The following is a 20,715-nucleotide window of genomic DNA, read 5'->3' as shown; positions in this document are numbered from 1 at the left end:
TAAACCAGATGGGGATTTGGTTATTATTTACACAAATTAAAGTCCCCTGATTACGGGAGGCGTATGCCCACTGTTCCATTTCTTTATTTTTCTTTCCTTACAAGTATTGACAGCGATCAAGGTTCTCAGTATACTTCCTATGCATTTTTAGGCCTTGGTAAAAGAAAACGGCATTATCACAAGCATGTCTCGGAAAGGTAACTGCTTTGATAACGCCATAATTGAATCCTTCCACTCCACCATAAAGTCGGAAGCATTTTACTTTCAACAAAAAGAGCATCTTACAAATCCTTTTGTAGTAGAAGAAGTAAATAATTTCATCTATCATTACAATAAAATACGACTTCAGGCAAAATTAAACTACCTGTCTCCAATATTTTAGATTCTGTAATTTTACTATTATTGGTCACCGTTTCAAGTCACTCCCTTCAAGTCTATAATTAAGTAATAATTCTAATTTGTATTTTTAACCTGATTTTTCCTGGGAGGTTTTTGACAAAGAATACATGAATTGTTTTGAAAAATGGTAAGTTGGGTACGGATAATAAACTTTTGCAATCGCAAAATTTTCACAATAAGAACACTTAATTTGATACCATGCTTTGCTAACATGGGGAGCATCTAAAAATGACAGTGCTTGTTTCATATGTGTGTTACATACCCACATAATTTCACCCCTTCATCCCATCTTTTTAAACTATTAACTTGATCGTTCTTCCAACCAATTACCAATCGTTGGATACGTTATTTTTGAAGCTTTACTTCCAAAAGCAATGGACGTGTGACTATCTGGTAATTTTAAATACTGTTTGTCTTTACTGGATATGCGATTCATTAATGCTTCTACTTGATGGGGTGGAGCAATGTTGTCCATTACACCCGATAAGTTGAGTACATTAACAGTGATTGCCTCAAGTTTGACCTGACGTCCGCGAATAACGAGATCCCCTTGGCTGATCGCTTGAGTTGGAAATTCCTTCGTTACTTGATCATTCAACAGATTACTATACTAAGAATAATAATTTTTCCACATATCATAAAAGTTTTTTACCATCTTTTTTCTTCCTATTTTTTGGAACACATCCTACAATGGAATATTCCCATGTTTTTTTTTCGGTCTTACTTCTTTTTTTGTTCTAAGCATCTCTAAAGACTGTTTCAGAACTTTTCTTGTATCTCTTGGGTCGATCACGTCATCTACCATTCCATGAGAAGCCGCAACATATGGATTCGCAAACATATTTCGATATTCTTCAATTTTTTCAGAGCGAGTGGCTGCTGGATCACTGCTTTTCATAATTTCGTTCGCGAAAATAATATTGGCTGCTCCTTCCGGACCCATTACGGCAATTTCTGCATTTGGCCATGAATAAACTATGTCTGCACCGATGGCTTTTGAATTCATTGCCACATAGGCTCCGCCAAATGCTTTTCGCAGAATAACCGTTATTTTTGGAACAGTAGCTTCTGAATAGGCATACAGAATTTTTGCTCCGTGTCGAATGATTCCTCCGTGCTCCTGATTGACGCCAGGGAAAAACCCAGTAACATCTTCAAACGTAATGATGGGTATATTGAACGAATCACAGAATCGAATGAATCTTGAAGTTTTATCCGAAGCATTAATATCAAGTCCTCCTGCCATTACTTTTGGCTGATTGGCAATAACTCCTACACTATTCCCATCAATTCTTCCAAAACCAACCACGATATTTTTCGCATAGTCCTTTTGAACTTCCATAAAATCCCCTTGATCTAATACTTGTTCTAATACCTTGCGAATATCATATACCTTCGTTGCATTGAGAGGTACTAGGTCCAGCAAATCTTCCCGCCAATCATCCTCTTTCATGCATTCCAAAGACTGAGGATTTTCCGTATTGTTTTGAGGCAGAAAGGAAATTAAATTTCTTACTTCCTCTAAGACCTCTGCTTCGGAATTACCAATAAAATGCGCACAACCACTGATAGAGGAATGAACCTTTGCACCTCCAAGATTCTCTGCAGATATTTTCTCGCCAGTTACCGTTTCAATGACCTTTGGTCCTGTTATAAACATTTGACTGGATTTTTCTACCATAAATACAAAATCAGTGATGGCTGGAGAATACACTGCCCCACCTGCACAAGGACCCATAATGACAGAAATTTGTGGGATTACCCCTGAATAAATGGCATTCCGGTAAAAGATCTGACCGTATCCGTCTAAGGAAACGACTCCTTCTTGAATCCTAGCACCGCCAGAATCATTTAACCCAATAATCGGCGCCCCATTTTTGGCTGCCAAGTCCATAATTTTGCAAATTTTTAATGCATGCATTTCTCCTAAAGCGCCTCCAAAAACGGTAAAGTCCTGAGCAAATACGTAGATCAGGCGCCCCTTGATTTTTCCATATCCGGTTACTACACCTTCTCCCGGGCTTTCTAATTTTTCCATACCAAAATTGGTTGCACGATGCTTTATGAATGGGTTTAATTCCACAAAGGAATCTTCATCCAGCAATAATTCAAGCCGTTCCCTTGCAGTCAGTTTCCCGCGTTTATGCTGTTTATCAATTCGGTCATTACCACCCCCAAGCTCGATCTTTACTTTCCGATCCCATAAATCATAAATCTTCTCATAAACTGTGTTCATTGGTTATCTCAACTTCCTTTTTGTTTGTATTTGAAGCTGGCTAACATATCTGATATTTTTGATGGTGTTTCGCTCCTACGAAGTGTTAGGCAGTCGGTTTTACTAAAAAGAGAGGTTGTCCGTATTCAACCAGTTGACCATTTTCAACCAAAACTTCTACAATTTCTCCATCCATTTCCGCTTCAATTTCATTAAATAATTTCATGGCTTCAACGATACAGACAACTGTTGACTTTTCAACCTTATCACCAATTTTTACATATGGAGCCTCATCGACTGCCGGTGCCTTGTAAAACGTCCCAACCATAGGGGAAACAATTTTTAATAGGTTTTCAGTTCTCAGATATTTTGGTGTTATTTCTTGTTTCTCAGTATTTTCCTTCGTCGCTGCCGTTTGAATAGACGCTTCTGAAATTTCATTCGACTTGGTTGCTGCTACAAGAACAGGTGCATCCAAAACAGCAGGAATAGCTGGATTAATAGATTTATTTTCTTGTATAACAGAAGGATTTATCATTGAACTTCTTCTAACGGAAATTCGAGTATCTCCCATTTCAAGTTCAAAGCAGTCTAAAGTCGATCCATCAATTAGTTTAATGATTTCTCTTATTTCCTGAATTTTAAACATCTCTATCTCTCCTTAATCATTGTTAACTTGATGAATTACACTTCTAACAGTAATGGATTCGTTTCAATAAATTTTGTGTTAAACTGTCCTTTTAAAAAACTCTCTTGTTCGAAAAGTTTTTGATGGAATGGAATAGTTGTTTTGATTCCACTAATAACAAATTCATCAAGTGCCCTCTTCATGCGCACGATCGCCTCTTCACGATTTTTTCCCCAAACGATCACTTTTGCTGCCATCGAATCATAATAAGGAGAAATCTCGCATCCAGGATAGAGAGCGCTATCTACTCGTACACCGTAGCCCCCAGGAGGAAGATACATTTCAACTCTCCCTGGAGAAGGCATAAAATTCTTTGCCGCGTTTTCTGCATTGATACGGCATTCAATTGCCCAGCCATTTATTTTAATATCTTCCTGTCTATAAGAGAGAGGGTAGCCTGCTGCCACCGAAATTTGCTCCTTGATTAAGTCAATGCCAGTAATCATTTCTGTAACAGGGTGTTCTACCTGAATTCGGGTATTCATTTCCATGAAATAGAAATGACCGTTTTTATCTAATAAAAACTCAACAGTCCCCGCTCCATGATAGTTAACAGCCTTTGCAGCGGCGATTGCTGCTGCACCCATCTGTTTACGAATATCTTCCTCAAGGGCTGGTGACGGTGCTTCTTCTACCAGCTTTTGATGGCGTCTTTGAATGGAACAGTCTCTTTCCCCTAAATAAATGACATTACCGAGCATATCCCCAATAATTTGAATTTCCACATGGCGTGGTTCCTCAATGTATTTCTCGAGATAAACACCGGCGTTTCCAAATGCGGTTTCTGCTTCTTTTTGGGCTTGACGGATGGCTTTGCGTAATTCCTCTTCATCCTCTGCTACTCTCATTCCCTTACCGCCGCCTCCAGCTGTTGCCTTAACAATGACGGGGAATCCAATTTCCTTCGCTATCGTAACAGCTTCTTCAAGATCTTCAATTAGACCATCTGTTCCAGGAACGGTAGGTACTCCTACACTTTTCATGGTATCTCTCGCGACCGCTTTATCCCCCATTTTATTAATGGCTTCTGCTTCTGGCCCAATAAATGAAATGTCATAATCCGAGCAAATTTCAGCAAAAGTACCGTTTTCTGCCAGAAAACCATAACCAGGGTGGATCGATTCCGCATTCGTAATTTGAGCAACGCTAATTATATTCTCAATATTTAAATAGCTTTGTGGCGATGCCGGGGGTCCAATACAATATGCTTCGTCCGCCATTTGCACATGCAGGGCTTCTCGGTCTGCTTCAGAATAAACGGCAACCGTGGATATCCCCATTTCCTTGCACGCCCTAATTACACGAACAGCAATTTCTCCTCGATTAGCAATAAGAACCTTTTTAAACATGTACAAGTTCCTTTCAAATAGTAATTTTTTTATAGAAGGATTGCCCATATTCGATAATGAGTCTGCTCCCTCAAGAATTTCATCAATTGATACATTCATACAGATTGTTAATCAGAAAAAATTTCCTTTACAAGAGTAATGCCCTGTTTACTTATCAAAATGATTTTAAGAGTTTACTAGTACTTTATTGAATTCTTCCGCTAGTAGAGGAACCACCTCAAACAAATCACCCACAATACCGTAGTCGGCTATTTGAAAGATTGGGGCTTCCGGATCTTTGTTAATCGCCACGATAACTTTTGAGTTAGACATCCCGGCTAAATGTTGAATGGCACCTGAAATTCCACAGGCAATATACAAATCAGGAGTTACGACCTTTCCCGTCTGTCCGATTTGCAGTGAATAATCACAGTAATCAGCATCACATGCACCACGGGAAGCACCGACCGCTCCCCCCAGGACATCCGCCAATTGCTGAAGCGGCTTGAAACCTTCAGGGGATTTAACCCCTCGTCCTCCAGAGATGACAACTTTAGCTTCTGATAAATCTACACCGCTAGTTGTTTTTCGTACTACTTCTTTTACAACCGTCCGTAATTCTTTGATTTCAGCATAAAAATGGATAATCTCAATTGTTCCGCTGATTTCTGCAGCCGGGATGTTATTCGGACGAACAGTTGCGAATGGGATGCCAGATATTACTTTCTTTTTCTCAAACGCTTTTCCAGAAAAAATAGGACGTGTAAAGATAACGTCACAATCTTCTACCTGAACATCAATGACGTCAGATACAAGTCCCAGCCCCAAACGCGCTGCAATGCGTGGTGCAAGATCTTTCCCAATTGCCGTATGTGGCATTAAAATAGCATCTGGTTCCACTTCATCAATTACCTGTCTCAAGCTTTTAGAATATGCGTCCGTTGTATACACATCGAGTTCTTGGTTTTCCACCGTATATACTTTATTTGCTCCATATTTCCCTAAAACATTTGCATAATGAACCGCATTACTGCCGAAAGCCACAGCTATTATTTCTCCACCTTCCGAAATGCGCTGCGCTGCTGTCAGGGACTCCAGCGAAACACCTCTTAGGTTCCCGGCTTTAGCTTCTGTCACTACAAGTACTTTTCTCATGTTAGTTCGTCCCCCTTTGTGTTAAATTACCTTCGCAATACCGCGAAGAAGTACAGCAAGTTCAGAAACTTGAGCTTTGATTTCTCCTTCCAGCATTCGGACTGCACCTTTTTCCGGCGGAAAAAATGTCTTGGTAGTTATTGTCTTTACTTCAAGAATGTCATGGATATTTAAATCATCAATCTCTAGCTTCTCAATTGCCTTTTTCTTCGCTTTCATGATGCCGGGCAAGGAAGGATAACGCGGTTCATTTAGTCCCTGTTGGGCTGTAACCAATACTGGGAGAGATACCAAGACAACCTCTATATCTCCTTCAACGTTACGCTCTATCACCGCTTCGTTTCCATCAATCTCCAGCCTTGTAATCGACGTCACTTGTGGAATATTGAGTTCATCTGCAAGGCGTGGTCCAATTTGGCCACTGCCATGATCAACTGCCACATTACCGGCTAATATGATGTCAAATTCCCGATTTTTAATAACGGCCTCAAGAATTTTGACTGTACAGTATTCATCAAGATTTAAATCTTCGCTATTAACAATAATCGCTTTATCCGCACCCATCGCAAGTGCCGTACGCAACGCATTTTCTGCACGTGTCGGTCCTACAGTGATAACCGTTATTTCACCACCATGTTCTTCACGCAATTGAATCGCTGCTTCAATCGCATATTCATCGTAAGGATTGATAATGAAGCTTACCCCTTCTTCACTTACGGTGCCGATTTTGAGGACAATTTTCTCTTCCTGATCGATCGTTTGTTTCATCAAAACTAATATGTTCATTTTTTTGTATCCCCTTATGTAAGTTTGGAGAATAAGATTGCTCTACAAATCCCTTGATTGTAATTGAGCTTCAAAAATCCCTGAAACTTTTACATCGCCTTCACAGTTTTTCGCCAGTACTTCAGCCAACACGAGGTTGTCAGCTTTTTTCTCTATCACTCTGCCAACAATTTCGATAGATTCTCCGGGATACGTCATTTTACTAAAACGTACTTGTATTCTCTTAATGTTTTTTCGTGATTTCCATGATGTAACTCCTTGGGATAACATCCTCATGATTAACATTCCGTGAGCGATAATACCCTGTGCCAGCTTGCTCCCCAACCTCTTCAACGGTATGCAGTGGATTAAAATCTCCGGATGCTCCGGCAAATCTTACGAGCTGAACTCGTGTTATCGGATCTTTTTTCAGAACTGGGAATGAATCTCCCACCTGAAAATCTTCAAAATACATGATTTACTTCTCCCCTATCATCAGCAACTATTTAATGACGGTGAATTGTTCTTCCACCTCTTTAAATTAGCAGCTTATTACTTAGGTTGATTAAATTTTGAATTTTCTCTATTATTTCAACAGATTTCCTGCTATAACTAGACGCTGAATCTCTTGCGTGCCTTCATAAATTTGAGTGATTTTGGCATCTCTCATATACCGTTCAACCGGGTATTCCCTTGTGTAGCCATATCCGCCAAATACTTGAACGGCCTCAACCGATACTTCCATTGCAGCGTCTCCGGCAAACAGTTTGGACATCGCCGATTGATGTCCGTAAGGAATTCCTTGATCTTCACGCCAGGCAGCCTGGTAGGTCAATAAACGGGAAGCTTCGATTTTTGTGGCCATATCGGCTAGTTTGAATTGTATTGCTTGAAGCGAGCTAATTGGTTTGCCAAATTGGACGCGATCCTTTGCATATTCGACTGCTTTATCAAACGCTCCCTGAGCAATTCCCAACGCTTGGGCAGCGATTCCATTCCGACCGCCGTCGAGGGTCATCATGGCAATCTTGAATCCTTCACCCACTTGCCCCAAAAGATTGTCGTTTGGCACGCGGCAATCCTCAAAGATAACTTCCGTCGTGGCGGAGGAGCGAATGCCCATTTTTTTCTCCTTCTTTCCTACAGAGAAACCTGGGAAGTCCTTTTCCACAATAAATGCGGTAATCCCCTTATGCTTTAATTCCGGATTGGTCTGAGCGAAGACAATATAGATATCCGCATAGCCACCGTTGGTAATAAAAATCTTCGAACCGTTCAAGATCCACTCATCGCCCTTTAGTACCGCTGATGTTTTCATTCCACTGGAATCAGATCCCGATCCAGGTTCTGTCAAGCAATACGCACCCATGCTTTTTCCCTTTGCCATGGCCTGCAAATATCTTTGTTTTTGTTCCTCCGCTCCGAACTTGAAAACCGGCCATCCGGCTAACGATGTATGGGCGGAAAGAGTTGTCCCTATGGAAGCGTCTACCCGTGAAAGTTCTTCCACCGCTATCACATAACTTAAATAATCGGCACCTGCACCACCGTATTCCTCCGGCCAAGGGACTCCGCATAAGCCAAGTTCTGCCATCTTTCGCCAAATCTTGATGTCAAAGTATTCTTCTTCATCGCGCTGTGCTGCAGTAGGCTCACATTCGTTCAGTGCAAACTCGCGCACCATTTTTTGCATCATCTGATGTTCATCTGATAATAAAAAGTTCATTGTAAGTCCCCTCTTAAATATATTTTTTTGAATCCTATTTCGCCCATGAGTAATTGAGGCGAGCGATTGCTCATTCAATAATCATGCTCATAACCATCTATGGATTGTTAATGAACTGCTAACATAAGAATTTTTGCCCCTCTGAAACTTTTAACAATTTTATTAAAGGTTTGAGAGCAGGTAAGGAATTTAATTCCTCTCCAAAAATTCGTCCTATAATCCAATCGAAGATAGCTGTAAAAACTCCTACCCTTTCAAGGATTGAAATTTAATGGCTATTTACACTTTTTGCTCGATAAGCTTTCGGATATAGATGGTTACCCACTTCCTCGGCAGCAGTCCCACAGATTTAGCCATAAATTTATTTTTAAAGCCTGGGATGATCACTGTTTTATTCTTCATTAACCCTTCAAAACCGCACTTGGCAACTGCTTCTGGGTCCATCAAGTTCTTAATGAAAATTTTTGTTCCTGTTGTGGCCAATCCTTCCGTGAGCTGCGTTTTGGTTGAAGGGGGACATAATACACTAACTTGAACTCCGGTTCCTTTTAGTTCTTCCGCAATCGCTTCCGTAAAGGATAAAACGTACGATTTGCTCGCCCCATACATCGACATCCATGGAGTTGGCTGAAAGGCCGCTGTTGAAGCCACGTTTAAAATTTTACCTTGCTTTCGTTTTACCATTTCATCCACTATAAGTCTGGTTAAATACGTGAGCGAGATCATATTGAGCTGCAGACATTCCAATTCTTTCTTAATATCCAATTCCGTCATTGGCCCTAATCCGCCAGCCCCGGCATTATTAATCAAAATATCGATGTTGATTCCTTCGCTTTTCAAGTGCCGGTGCAAGCTCTCTACTGTTGCATGGCTGCTTAAGTCACCGGCAAAAGTATTTACTTGCACTCCATAATCCTTTTTTAAATTCTCGGCTTGTTGTTCCAACAACCTTGCGTCTCTGGCAACTAATACCAAGTTATAGCTATGGTCTGCGAAAACATTTGCGAATTTCAAACCGATCCCTTTAGTAGCGCCTGTAATCAAAACTGTTTCTGTTGGCATATGTTTTTTTAGCCCCTCCCATTTTGAATATTCTAAAATTTATAAATATTATTATGTTACTGATTATACTCATAAGTAATAATTAAATAAAATTAAAACTTTTATTGTTTAAGTAAGTGTTACTAATATACAAAAGTGAAAAATATTCATTGTCAAAAAATTCAAAATTATTAAGTGTTGATTATATAAAAAGAAAAGCCTCTTCGTCTCATGACGCCCGGGCTTCTCTTTTTTACGAATCTATTTTTTAAAATTTAGTCACATCAACAGGTTCAATTCCTTCAGCCGCGCAATAGTCATAGTATTTTTTCAGGAATGATTCCCAATTATCTCTGGCAAGAATTTCGCCATTCTCACCTATATAATCTAATGTTGCTTCCACAATATTGAAAGTAATAACATCTTCATCCCCTACAGCTGAAGGTGTATGTTTGGAACCGGCAGGCTCGTAAACCATGTCACCCGGTTTGGAGATCCAAGACTCCTCGAGATATCTCCAAGTCCCTTGGACAGTATATACAATGACTGTTCCAGGATGGAAATGCGCCGGAAGCTGCATTTTCGCAGGAACATATAATAAAGTAATCGTCTGCCCTGTCACTGGGTTGACTTTAAGCAATTTAAATTTCGCATCTCCAAAATAAGGAATCCAAGGCAATTCATCTACACTAACATTACCGGCATGTAATGCTGTTATATCTTTTACATCTTTTACATTACTCATTTAAATCCCCTCTTCCAATGTGTGTTTTGTACATTCGCAGGCTGTAACGCTTACATGAGTCAGCTAATTAACTTTTTTGAATTTGATAATTTCAGTATATTTATAATCATCAGTTAAGTAAAATTAACATTTTTAAGTTACAAATAAGTATTATTAATTTACGAAATCAAGTTATTTGATGAAATTACTTAGCCCCAAGTCCCCCATCAAGAACCAATATTTGTCCAGTACAATAATCAGAAGCTGCTGAAGCAAAGTAAAGGAGTGCACCTACTAAATCATTATCACTGCCTAACCTTCTAACTGGTACTTGGGAAGCAATGAAAGAGCCTGCTTTGTGTACAAGTGTTCCAGGTATTTCTGGGTTATTCATACCAGTAGTGAAAACTCCAGGAGCGATGGAATTCACATACACTCCATGACGCCCCCACTTAACTGCAAGATCCTTCGTTAAAGTCATAACTGCACCCTTACTTGTTGTATACCCCACAGAATCTACAGCTTCAGGGTCAACACCTTTAAAGCCTATACTAGAAGAAATGTTAATGATTTTACCGTATTCGTTATTGATCATATGTTTTCCAACTGCCTGACACATCAAGAATGTTCCTGTCACATTTGTATCAAGCATAGCTTGCCATTGTTTTAAAGGCATTTCCGCAGCAGGCGATTCAAAAACCGTTCCGCTGCTGTTGACTAAAATTTCGATTTTTCCAAAATGAGAAACAGCTTTCTCCAAACCTTGTACGACAGATTCAGGATTTGTTACATCAACAGCTAGAGCAAGTGCTTGACTTCCTAATGCCTCTATTTCTTTCACAACTTCTTCACAAACCACTAAACGACGAGAACATACTACAACGTTTGCACCTGCCTCTGCCAAAGCAAGTGCCATTACACGCCCTAGACCGCTGCCGCCTCCGGTAACGATTGCTGTCTGTCCGGTTAAATCAAACAATTGTTTTAATGACATTTTAATCCCCCATAAATTAAGAATATTCTAAGATTTCAAAATCTTATTGATTTTGATTATACTAATAAATTAAAATGAAATAAAATTAAAGATTTTAATATGTAAGTAAGTATTACTAATATTGAAAAGGGGTACAGCTATGAACATTGAACAATTACTATATATCGTTGAAGTCGCTAAATACAGTTCTCTGTCTATTGCGGCACAGAATCTACATGTAACTCAATCCACTATCAGCCAGTCTATTACCAACTTTGAAAACGAGTTAGGGATTAAAGTTCTTAAACGTTCGCGGGGACACGGTGCTGTACCAACCGAAGAAGGTAGAATTATCCTAAAACTTGCCTATGAAGTACAGAAAAAACTTGATGAAATAAAAGAGACAGCCAATTTATTTAATTCGACTGAACTTGGGGAACTAAAAATATCTTCCTTACCTGGATTGATGACGTTCCTGGTAAAAGCTATCGCTGCGTTTAAACATGATTATCCACACGTGAATTTGGAGGTTGCAGAAAAAAGTGGCTCTACTGTAATTGAAGATGTCCGACAACATAAAACTGATTTCGGTATGATTACATATTCAACTTATTTGAACGTAAACATGGAAGGAATAGCTTTTGAAGCACTGATTGAAGGGAAGCAGAAAGTATATGTTTCAAAGCATTCACCTTTAGCATTCTTAGGTACCATATCTCCGCATGATATACTGGATCAAACTCTCGTCACTTATAAAGGGGAATTTATGCAGTATTTTGTACAAGATTTCTTTAACAAATATAAGCCCTTGAAAATACTATTTATATCAAATAATATGGATGGTGTTCTCCAGGCCGTCAAAGAAAATTTGGCCATTACGTTTGCTCCTGATTTCGTAATGAAAAATTATCCCCCTGTGATTAATGGTGATATAATTCCAATTGATCTCGTAAATCATCCAACTGTAAATATTTCTTTAGGGTTAGTTCGATCAGAGAATAAGCATTTATCGGCTTTTGCCAACAAATATATTCAATATCTAAAATCCGAAATGATTAAAAGTTAAGTAGAAAAAAGAGAAGCCACTTCGTCCAAGTGACGCAGAAGTTTCTCTTTTTATTATCTCGTGTCAGGTTATTATTGGATTTTTTGGAAATCACTCTTATCACAAGCAAGATTGGGACTTATTGTAAAGGAAGCCTCCGTCTTCTCAATTACTTCATTTTTTTGAAACACCTGCTATCTTATATAAAATAACAATCGTAAATTGATTCTTAAGTTCATGAATTATACTGTATTCTACTGATTTTTCTTTTCCTGGATCATCCTTCTTTTCGCAGCTAAGAGCTTTTTTAAATATGCGTTCTCAGCTTCTAATCGGCTGATTTTTTCTGCCTCGCTTTCATTTAATTTTTTGGTCTTCCCTGCAGTGGATTATCTGATTTTCCTCTCTTTTCATCTAACCCTTGAAACCCTTCTCGATTATAGTGAAATATCCAACGTTGCACAATTGACTTTGAGATTCCTAATTCTTTGGCAATTGAGTAGAACCCATATGATTTTTCACATACATATCTATCGCTTTAAGTTTGAACTCTTTTGAATAAGTTCTTCTAATTTTCCCCATAAAAAAATCCCTTCCAAAGTAGACAGTACAACCTTTCTTTTTATTGTCTACAATGAGGGGATAATATCATTATTGGGGGCCCTTTTAATCGTGCAGCCATTCGCCAAGGCATAATCCTTTTTATTATTCCTTTTCTACACACACCAACAATATGTAATTAGTCGGTACATAATATAGAATTTGCTGCTAAATATCATAAATTCATTTTCTGTTCTGTTTTACAACCTTTTACCTCAACTTCCACATCCATATGATCATCAGCATAAGTCTCAGATGTCTTATACTGACAATTATAGCATTTACTGCGATTTTGCTTTATAATGGCTAATTCTTCATGACCATCTACACAACAATCAATTCCATCAACGGCCTTATTATTGTTACACATATTTCTTTCCCTCCTTGATTCAATCATAATTTTTAAATAATCACTTGTTCCTCTGCTTTTATCGTTGTGTTAGGTTGCTTCGCAGGACGTACATTGGTCCAAAACAATAATCCTAAAACAAGCATAACCAATGAAGTTACTAGGAACCCATAACCATATCCAATAGCCTCAGTTCCTGAATTTTCGATAAAGTTCCCGAATACAACTGGAGCAATAATACTTGTTGAACTTGAAAGAGCAACATATGTCCCTTGTGCTTTTCCAATGTTTTTGGGAGAAAAGAATTCCATCAACATAGCGGGTGCGAGTGTAAGAATAACAATCCCAAAACCTGGAGCAAGGATGAAGAACAGGATGGAGATAACACTTGAATTCACGACACTTCCAAGATATATACAAATAGCGGATAGTACCATTGAAATACCTGCAAGATTTACTCGTGCTTTACGAATATCTCCTGTTTTGCGATAAAGCCGATCTGATATCAATGCAAATCCAATTTGGCAAATGGCAGCGAAGAGAAAAGGCAAAGACACTGCCATTTTTAATGTTTTTCCATCAAAATGTTGAATTTTGGTAAAGTATGCTGGAAACCAAACCGCTTGAACAGACAATAACCAATAGGCACAACCTGCACACAAAACGGTAAAAATAAAATTTTTAGAAAAAAGGTATGGAAGAAATTGACGCCAAGAAACCTTAGAAGAGATTAATCCGTTCTTATCCTCTTGTTCAAATGTGGGCAACCCGATTTCTTTAGGGCTTTCTTTTCCGAAAATCATCCATAATACTAAAACAATAAGTCCAACAATCCCCATTGCTATAAAAGCTGATCTCCATCCATATTGATTGATCAAGGAGATTAATAATGGAGAAGCAATCGCAGGACCGATTGTTGCTCCAAAGAAAATAGCGCCAGCGCCTATACCATGTCTGTGTTTAGGCAACCATTTTCCTATTATGGAAGTTGATATAGCAACGGCTGGACCTTCTCCTGCTCCCAAGATCATTCTTGAAAACATTAATAGAGTCAGACTGGAAACAAAAGGTGTGGTAAATTGAACAGCCAACCATACAAACATGACCCAAGTAAACATTTTTTTCGTGTTTTTGGAATCGGCCATACCGCCAAGAATGAAAGAGGATAAGGTAAAGAACCAAAAGAATGAGCTTCCAACAACTCCCCATTGTGAAGGACTTAACTGTAACTCTTTCATTAAGGGAACGGAAACCAAACCTATGATAACTTTATCAACTTGGTTGACCATACCAGCCGCAACTAGAATTAATAATATAATCCAAGAATGTTTTGGTGTGTTCAATGTTATAATCTCTCCTTCTTATCTACCATTTAATGAAATTTTTCCGTAAAATCTGCAAGGTATTTCCAGAACATGAAGCAGTTGGAATTTTTATAAAAAGGTTAACCACATGTGTTCTTCAATATCGCCAGCTGTTTTTTCACGGTAATACCGCCGCGATCCGCTTTAGCTGTTTTCTCATCAATAAACATAGCGAAATCAGCTCCAAGACCCCAGTAAATAATGCTTGCTTCTTCATCCGTATACCTTTCCATTGGTAATCCACGAATTAACAGAAATCCTCTCCCATATTCCAGTTCGTCAATAAAGTAAGCGGTTTCATCAGAGAGTTCAGGAATTAGGAAGTCTTCCTTGTTAAAATTCGGTGCTTGCAAACCTTTTTGTTTCACATGAAATAAAGCGGTTTCAAGAGTTGCGATCGTTTTCTCTGACAAATAATAAATCCATGTATCATCTTTAGCTAGATCAATACCTTTCCACGCTGCTGGTCTTCTTTATACAATTAATACCATTGGATGATATCCCCCCCCCTTTGGGAAGCGCTTTAAATAAATTTCTGACTGTTTAAATTGTTAATATTAATTATATTCATAATTTTCAGTTAAATAAAATTAAAGATTTTAATTTACACATAGGTAATATTAATATACATGAAGCAATACACCCTTGTATTTTGGAAAATTTCCAACTCAAAATGATATTAGTACAACTTAATTACAAATTAAAATTTTTAACTTTATATAAATCTAATTTATAGGTAGAATCAAATATAGAAATGAGTTAAAATTCAAAAAAATCTTCTTTCGAGTGGTTAAATAGAATTAGGAGGATGTATTATGGACTTAAAGTTATCCGGAAAAAAAGCACTTATAGTTGGAGGAAGCCGGGGGATTGGTAAAGCTATTGCCCGCCAGTTGGCTCTTGAAGGTGCAGATTGTACGATTTGTTCAAGAAACGAATCCTCTCTAAAGATTGCAGCAGAGGAACTAGCCGATGAAACAAATAGAAATATCTATCCGATCGTGGCAGATACAAATGATCCTGACTCCATCCTAAATTTAGTTGAAAAATCAGCAGCAGCGATGGGGAGCATTGATATTTTAATCAACAGCGGAGCGCGTGTTGGCGGCCATGAGCCAGAGGATTTTAATAGTATTAAAGATGAACTTATTTTGAAAGATTTTGAAGAAAAGTACATGGGCTATTTTCGCTGTATCCGAGCTGTTGCACCTTATATGATAGAAAATAAATGGGGCCGTATAATAAATATAAGTGGTCTGGCTGCCAGAATTGGCGGCAATTATTTTAGTTCCGGTCCGCGTAATGCATCTGTTGTCCATATGACAAAATCCGCCTCATTGGAATTAGGAAAGCACGGAATTAACGTTAATGCTGTTTATCCAGGGATTGTCGATACGGAAATGTTTAGAGGCCGGGTCACCAATGAGGAAGCTATACGCCAGGCAGAATCACTGAATTCCCTCGGCCGCTTGATAACTGCAGAGGAAATTGCTTATGTCGTTACCTTCCTGGCTTCGCCTTTGGCGGCATCGATTACTGGCGATGTTATTTCAGTAACTGGAGGCATTGGTAATACCGTTTATTACTAAAAGGCTAGGTTGATATTATAACTGTATCGCAGATTACCAATAATAGAGTAAAAATAAGATTAATTTAAAAACGAGCCTCACTATAGTGAGGCTCGTTTAATTTAGAATGTATTAATTCTAATCTATCCCTATTGTATAATTAGCGGGTCTCAAGAACTTATCGATTCTGGAAACAGTCGATTCAATGTTCTTAGAAAAAATAGCCATGTGTCCAAAATAACCGTGGACCATTCCGGGTTCACATGCATATTCAACCTGCACACCAAATTTTTTCAGACGTTCAGCATAAGCCCTTCCTTCATCACGGAGTACGTCATTTTCCGCTGTAATCACGATTGCTGGAGGGAGTCCACTTAATTCTTCAGCAACCAAGGGGGAAGCGTACTCATTAAACCTGTCCTCTTCATTCCTTAAATAATGATCACGGAACCAAATCAACTGTTCGCGATCCAGACCAAATCCTTTTGCAAAGGTTTGATGGGATTCCGAATTGAACTCAAGATTTGTCGCAGGGTAGATCAAGACCTGTGCAGTGATGGCAGGACCTTTTCTGTCTCTCGCCATCATAGTAACTACTGTCGCTAGATTTCCACCAACGCTATCCCCTCCGATTACCATTCGAGAAACATTTCCGTTAAAGGAATTCCCTTTTTCATAAACCCATTCCAATGCTGCATATGCGTCTTCGACTGCAGTCGGGAACTTATACTCTGGTGCTAGACGATAGTTTACGGATACAACAATACTATCCGTTCTATTAGCTATCATTCGGCAGCTTGCATCCGTTGATTCGATGTCTCCCAGTACCCAGCCTCCACCATGGTAGTAAATAAATAGAGGGAAAGGACCTTGTCCTTCCGGTATGTAAACCCTGCATTTAATTTCTTCATCTTGGCCTAACGGAATCATAAAATCCTCTACCTTTGAAAGCGGATCCAAATTAACAGCAGGGCGTGGTGCCTTCGAAAGCCTCTCTCTTACTGTCTTAGGATCCATTTTATGAATAGGCGGCATTTGATTAAATGCTTGTAAATATTTTTCTGCTTGCGGATCTAAATTTACCAAGATGCATCATCCTCTCTTCATTTTATTTCAAAATTAATTCAGCTTCATCCGACATTTAAAAATAAAATGGTGATCTTATTCACGTTATTTGATGAATAAAATCACCATATCACTTGATATAAGAAAAATGGTAAGTTTAATTACCATCAGTTTTTTATCTAATTACTGGTGCTCCTCCGATATAAAACTCAAAATCTGGGGCAATTTTCCTGCCATTTGGGATCATGAGCCATAATCTTAATAAATGGCGTTTCTTGTCATCTTCTTCGTAATCTTCAAAATGAGTCCGTGAATGAAAAACCGCATAATTATTAACGAATTGCATATCACCCGGTTCCATCATCATATCAATATGCATGTTTTTATCATGTGTAAGGGAATCTATATAATCAAATGCTTCGATTTCCTCTTTCGACAAAAAGATACCTGTTTTCGTTTGCGCTGATTGGACATATTGACGAATATATCTGCAGCTTAATTTACCATCGTAATAGCTAAAGACCGGTGATTGAACTACTGGAGATTGACCTTCTGATTCTTCCCCTCGAAGGTCATGGGCGAAGGGACGATAGAGAATTTCAAGGTACTCTGGATGCTTATCCAAAATTTCATTATAGATAGTCATCGCACTTGCGATACTACTTAAACCGCCAGATTTCGCTTTGCGAAGACATAGTAATCCGACTACATCAGCGAGATCAGTGTGATAGTCAAGATGTACATTCGTTTGGTAACCACGTACTTTTGTATTATCATTAAAGTCTTTACCTACGTTTTTTATATGCCCTAGGAGCTCCCCGTTTTTGCTTTGGATTATCGGCAGCCCCAAGTGAAGTCCGAGACCCCAGTAAATGATGCTCGCTTCTTCATCAGTAAACTGATCCAATGGCAATCCACGAATTAATAGAAACCCTCTTCCATTCTCCAGCTCGTCAACAAAGTAAGTGATTTCGTCAGCGAGTTCAGGAATCGGGAAATCCTCCTTTTTAAAATCAGGTGCAGTTAATCCCTTTTGCTGAACATGTAATACAGCCTTCTCAAGAGCAGCAATCGTGTTCTCGGACAAATAGTAAATCCAGGAATTATTCTTAGCTAGTTCAATCCCTTTCCACGCTGATCGTCCTTGAATTTTTTCCTTTAAAATAATTGACATAATTAACCCTCCCTTATTATTTTCGTACACTGGTATTCTGATGGACTATAATTGTATACTCTTTAAACACTCATTGGCTCTTCTGCTTCTATCATTGAATTACTTTGCTTTACGGGGCGAACACCAATCCAAAACAATAATCCGATTATGAGCATCCCAAAAGAAGAGGCTTGAAAAGCAAATCCATAACCAATAGCTTCAGTCGCTGCATTTTGAATAAGATTCCCAAATGCGAGTGGAGCAATAATACTTGCAATACTTGCAAGAGCAATGAACGTCCCTTGTGCCTTTCCAATATTTTGGGGAGAATAAAACTCCATCAATATAGCCGGTGCGAGTGATAGAATGACATACGCAAAACCGGGAGCAAGAGTGAAGAACAATATGGAAATCGCCGTTGAACTCGCTGCATTTGCCAGATAGATGCATAGAGCTGATAGCATCATCATGAAACCGGCAAGATTGATTCGCGCTTTACGAATATCTCCTGATTTACGATAAATCCGATCTGATAGCAAGGCAAATCCAACTTGACATATGGCTGCGAAAAGAAAAGGTAAAGAAACAGCCAGTTTTAATGTTTGACCATTAAACTGTTGAATTTTGGTGAAGTAGGCTGGAAACCATACGGCTTGAACGGACAATAACCAATAGGCACACCCTCCGCATAAAACGGTCAAAATAAAATTTTTAGATAAAAGGTGCGGAAGAAACTGACGCCAAGAAACCTTAGAGAGCGTTGAAGACGGATGCACCTCTCGATGGATGGAAGGCAACCCGATTTCTTGTGGATTTTCTTTACCTAAAATCATCCATAAAACCAGCACAATCAGTCCAAGAATGCCCATGGCTATAAATGCAGATCTCCATCCATAATGATCGATTAAAGAGATTAGTAATGGCGACGCAATCGCTGATCCCCCTGTGGTTCCTAACAGAACAGCACCAAAGCCTATTCCGTGTCTATGTTTCGGAAACCACTTTCCTATGATTGCCGTAGATAAAGCTGGGGCTGGACCTTCACCTGCTCCCAAAATCATTCTTGTTAACACTAGCAGAGACAAACTGGAAACGAATGGCGTGGCAAATTGTACCATCAACCATACAAGCGACATCCACGTTAACATTTTTTTCGTGTTTTTGGAATCGGCCATGCCGCCAAGAAAGATAGAGGAGAAGGTAAAGAACCAAAAGAACGAACTTCCTACAACTCCCCATTGGGAAGGACTTAAACTTAACTCTTTCATTAAAGGAACGGAAGCCAACCCAATGATAATTTTATCTACTTGGTTGATCATACCGGTCAGAATTAGAAATAATAAGATAATCCAAGAATATTTTGGTGTCCTTGACATATAAATCTCCCCACTATTTACTATATAAGGAACACCCTCTCTTGAAATCTGAAAAGGTGTTCCCTTAGTACTTATGAAACGGTTCAAACAAAACTATTTCAAGGTTTCTACAACACCGCCAGATGTTTTACTACGCACGGGTACACCGCCGCGACCCGGTTTACCCGTATTCTCATCAATAAACATCGCGAATTCTGGTGAAATTTCCCGGCTATTTGGCATTGTGAGCCACAATCTTAATAAATGACGTTTTCGTTCCTGTTCTTCATAGTCTTCATATTGAGTACGTGAGTGAAGAATCGTATAATTATTGACAAATTGAATATCACCTGGCTCCAGCATCATATTATAATGTAACTTTTCATCATGAAGGAGGGAATCCAGTACGTCTAATGCTTCAATTTCAACTGTCGACAGCTGGGTACCTGTTTTTGCTTGTGCTGATTCGATAAATAAACGGACATATCTGCAGCTCAATTTGCCATCATAAAAATTAAAGATTGGTGATGTAAATACTGGAGATTCTCCAGGAGCTTCTTCTCCACGACGATCAAAGTTGAATGGGCGGCAGAGAATTCCTATATATTCTGGGTATTTCTCCAGAATTTCATTATAAACAGTCATCGAACTTATGATACTGCTGTGCCCGCCGGATTTCCCTTTTCGAAGGCTTAACAATCCGACTACATCAGATCCATCAGCGTGAAAAGGAAGATGCAGTTTTGTTTGGTAACCACGTACATTTGAATTTTCTAAGCTAAGACCTTGATCCTTTACGTGCCCTAAAAGGTCACCATTTGCGTTTTGCGATACCGGAATGCCCATGTGAAGTCCGAGACCCCAGTAAATGATGCTCACTTCCTCGTCGCTATATCTTTCCATTGGTAATCCGCGAATTAATAGGAACCCTCTTCCATTCTCCAATTCTTCAACAAAGTAAGCTATTTCGTCAGAGAGATCAGAAATCGGGAAGTCCTCCTTGTTAAAATCCGGTGCTTTTAAACCCTTTTGTTTGACATGTAATAAAGCGTTCTCAAGAGACGCAATCGTTTTCTCGGACAAATAATAAACCCATGATTCATCATTAGCCAGGTCAGTGCCTTTCCAAGCTACTGGCCCTTTAACTTTTTCCTTTAAAATGGTTGACATAAGTAATCCCCCTTTAATAATTTGGTTATTTT

20 protein-coding genes and 2 pseudogenes are annotated in these 20,715 nt (G+C 38.9%); 3 read left to right on the top strand and 19 right to left on the bottom strand.

Features of this window, described 5'->3' with window-relative positions:
• Window positions 1-184: 184 nt before the first annotated feature.
• Window positions 185-382, top strand: a complete 198-nt coding sequence (locus tag LIT25_11145) for an integrase core domain-containing protein (GenBank protein ID USK35800.1) — start codon at window positions 185-187, stop codon at window positions 380-382.
• Window positions 383-700: 318 nt separating this feature from the next.
• Here LIT25_11145 and LIT25_11140 read toward each other — a convergent pair.
• The 11 genes and pseudogenes from LIT25_11140 to LIT25_11090 all read right to left on the bottom strand — a co-directional run bounded on the left by LIT25_11140 (window position 701) and on the right by LIT25_11090 (window position 11,035).
• Window positions 701-958, bottom strand: a pseudogene (locus LIT25_11140) (class III poly(R)-hydroxyalkanoic acid synthase subunit PhaC).
• Between the two features lie 126 nt (window positions 959-1,084).
• Window positions 1,085-2,635, bottom strand: coding sequence for a methylmalonyl-CoA carboxyltransferase (locus LIT25_11135; GenBank protein USK35799.1), 1,551 nt, complete (start codon window positions 2,633-2,635; stop codon window positions 1,085-1,087).
• A gap of 85 nt (window positions 2,636-2,720) precedes the next feature.
• Window positions 2,721-3,263, bottom strand: a complete 543-nt coding sequence (gene accB / locus LIT25_11130) for an acetyl-CoA carboxylase biotin carboxyl carrier protein (GenBank protein USK35798.1) — start codon at window positions 3,261-3,263, stop codon at window positions 2,721-2,723.
• A 35-nt stretch (window positions 3,264-3,298) separates the two neighbouring features.
• Window positions 3,299-4,651, bottom strand: a complete 1,353-nt coding sequence (gene accC / locus LIT25_11125) for an acetyl-CoA carboxylase biotin carboxylase subunit (protein USK35797.1) — start codon at window positions 4,649-4,651, stop codon at window positions 3,299-3,301.
• Between the two features lie 165 nt (window positions 4,652-4,816).
• Entirely contained in the window at window positions 4,817-5,785 is a 969-nt protein-coding gene (locus LIT25_11120) for an electron transfer flavoprotein subunit alpha/FixB family protein (protein ID USK35796.1), read from the bottom strand.
• 21 nt (window positions 5,786-5,806) lie between these two features.
• Window positions 5,807-6,571: an electron transfer flavoprotein subunit beta/FixA family protein gene (locus tag LIT25_11115; GenBank protein USK35795.1), complete on the bottom strand. Its 765-nt coding sequence runs from the start codon at window positions 6,569-6,571 to the stop codon at window positions 5,807-5,809.
• Window positions 6,572-6,613: 42 nt separating this feature from the next.
• Window positions 6,614-7,025, bottom strand: a pseudogene (locus LIT25_11110) (3-hydroxyacyl-ACP dehydratase).
• Between the two features lie 111 nt (window positions 7,026-7,136).
• Window positions 7,137-8,276, bottom strand: coding sequence for an acyl-CoA dehydrogenase (locus LIT25_11105; GenBank protein ID USK35794.1), 1,140 nt, complete (start codon window positions 8,274-8,276; stop codon window positions 7,137-7,139).
• A 279-nt stretch (window positions 8,277-8,555) separates the two neighbouring features.
• Window positions 8,556-9,338 (bottom strand): SDR family oxidoreductase, encoded by a 783-nt coding sequence (locus tag LIT25_11100; protein ID USK35793.1) that lies wholly within the window; start codon window positions 9,336-9,338, stop codon window positions 8,556-8,558.
• 247 nt (window positions 9,339-9,585) lie between these two features.
• Window positions 9,586-10,062, bottom strand: coding sequence for a 2,4'-dihydroxyacetophenone dioxygenase family protein (locus LIT25_11095; protein USK35792.1), 477 nt, complete (start codon window positions 10,060-10,062; stop codon window positions 9,586-9,588).
• Between the two features lie 184 nt (window positions 10,063-10,246).
• Window positions 10,247-11,035, bottom strand: a complete 789-nt coding sequence (locus tag LIT25_11090; GenBank protein ID USK35791.1) for an SDR family NAD(P)-dependent oxidoreductase — start codon at window positions 11,033-11,035, stop codon at window positions 10,247-10,249.
• Between the two features lie 139 nt (window positions 11,036-11,174).
• Here LIT25_11090 and LIT25_11085 point away from each other — a divergent pair, with 139 nt between their 5' ends.
• Window positions 11,175-12,080 (top strand): LysR family transcriptional regulator, encoded by a 906-nt coding sequence (locus LIT25_11085; protein USK35790.1) that lies wholly within the window; start codon window positions 11,175-11,177, stop codon window positions 12,078-12,080.
• A gap of 340 nt (window positions 12,081-12,420) precedes the next feature.
• Here the strand turns inward: LIT25_11085 and LIT25_11080 are convergent, their stop codons facing one another.
• The 4 genes from LIT25_11080 to LIT25_11065 all read right to left on the bottom strand — a co-directional run bounded on the left by LIT25_11080 (window position 12,421) and on the right by LIT25_11065 (window position 14,785).
• Window positions 12,421-12,555: a helix-turn-helix domain-containing protein gene (locus LIT25_11080; GenBank protein USK36238.1), complete on the bottom strand. Its 135-nt coding sequence runs from the start codon at window positions 12,553-12,555 to the stop codon at window positions 12,421-12,423.
• 279 nt (window positions 12,556-12,834) lie between these two features.
• Window positions 12,835-13,029 carry a hypothetical protein gene (locus LIT25_11075; protein USK35789.1) on the bottom strand — a complete coding sequence of 65 codons (195 nt, stop codon included), beginning with the start codon at window positions 13,027-13,029 and terminating at the stop codon, window positions 12,835-12,837.
• Between the two features lie 32 nt (window positions 13,030-13,061).
• Window positions 13,062-14,351, bottom strand: a complete 1,290-nt coding sequence (locus LIT25_11070; protein ID USK35788.1) for an MFS transporter — start codon at window positions 14,349-14,351, stop codon at window positions 13,062-13,064.
• Window positions 14,352-14,452: 101 nt separating this feature from the next.
• Window positions 14,453-14,785, bottom strand: coding sequence for a TauD/TfdA family dioxygenase (locus tag LIT25_11065; GenBank protein ID USK35787.1), 333 nt, complete (start codon window positions 14,783-14,785; stop codon window positions 14,453-14,455).
• A 402-nt stretch (window positions 14,786-15,187) separates the two neighbouring features.
• Between LIT25_11065 and LIT25_11060 the strand changes: the two genes are divergently transcribed.
• The gene (locus tag LIT25_11060) at window positions 15,188-15,961 is read left to right on the top strand and encodes an SDR family oxidoreductase (protein USK35786.1); all 774 of its coding nucleotides are present in this window, start codon (window positions 15,188-15,190) and stop codon (window positions 15,959-15,961) included.
• Between the two features lie 117 nt (window positions 15,962-16,078).
• Here LIT25_11060 and LIT25_11055 read toward each other — a convergent pair whose 3' ends face one another.
• The 4 genes from LIT25_11055 to LIT25_11040 form a co-directional block, all read right to left on the bottom strand.
• Window positions 16,079-17,026, bottom strand: a complete 948-nt coding sequence (locus LIT25_11055; protein USK35785.1) for an alpha/beta hydrolase — start codon at window positions 17,024-17,026, stop codon at window positions 16,079-16,081.
• Between the two features lie 154 nt (window positions 17,027-17,180).
• Window positions 17,181-18,179 carry a TauD/TfdA family dioxygenase gene (locus LIT25_11050; GenBank protein USK35784.1) on the bottom strand — a complete coding sequence of 333 codons (999 nt, stop codon included), beginning with the start codon at window positions 18,177-18,179 and terminating at the stop codon, window positions 17,181-17,183.
• Window positions 18,180-18,241: 62 nt separating this feature from the next.
• Complete coding sequence (locus LIT25_11045) at window positions 18,242-19,534, bottom strand: MFS transporter (GenBank protein USK35783.1); 1,293 nt, start codon at window positions 19,532-19,534, stop codon at window positions 18,242-18,244.
• Window positions 19,535-19,627: 93 nt separating this feature from the next.
• A complete protein-coding gene (locus LIT25_11040) occupies window positions 19,628-20,683 on the bottom strand; it encodes a TauD/TfdA family dioxygenase (GenBank protein ID USK35782.1) in 1,056 nt (351 codons plus the stop codon).
• Window positions 20,684-20,715: the final 32 nt, after the last annotated feature.

The organism is Bacillus sp. F19 (assembly GCA_023823795.1).
GTDB lineage: Bacteria > Bacillota > Bacilli > Bacillales > Bacillaceae > Bacillus_P.
The sequence above is the reverse complement of the archived record's forward strand: the minus strand, read 5'-3'. Positions and strand labels throughout refer to the sequence as shown.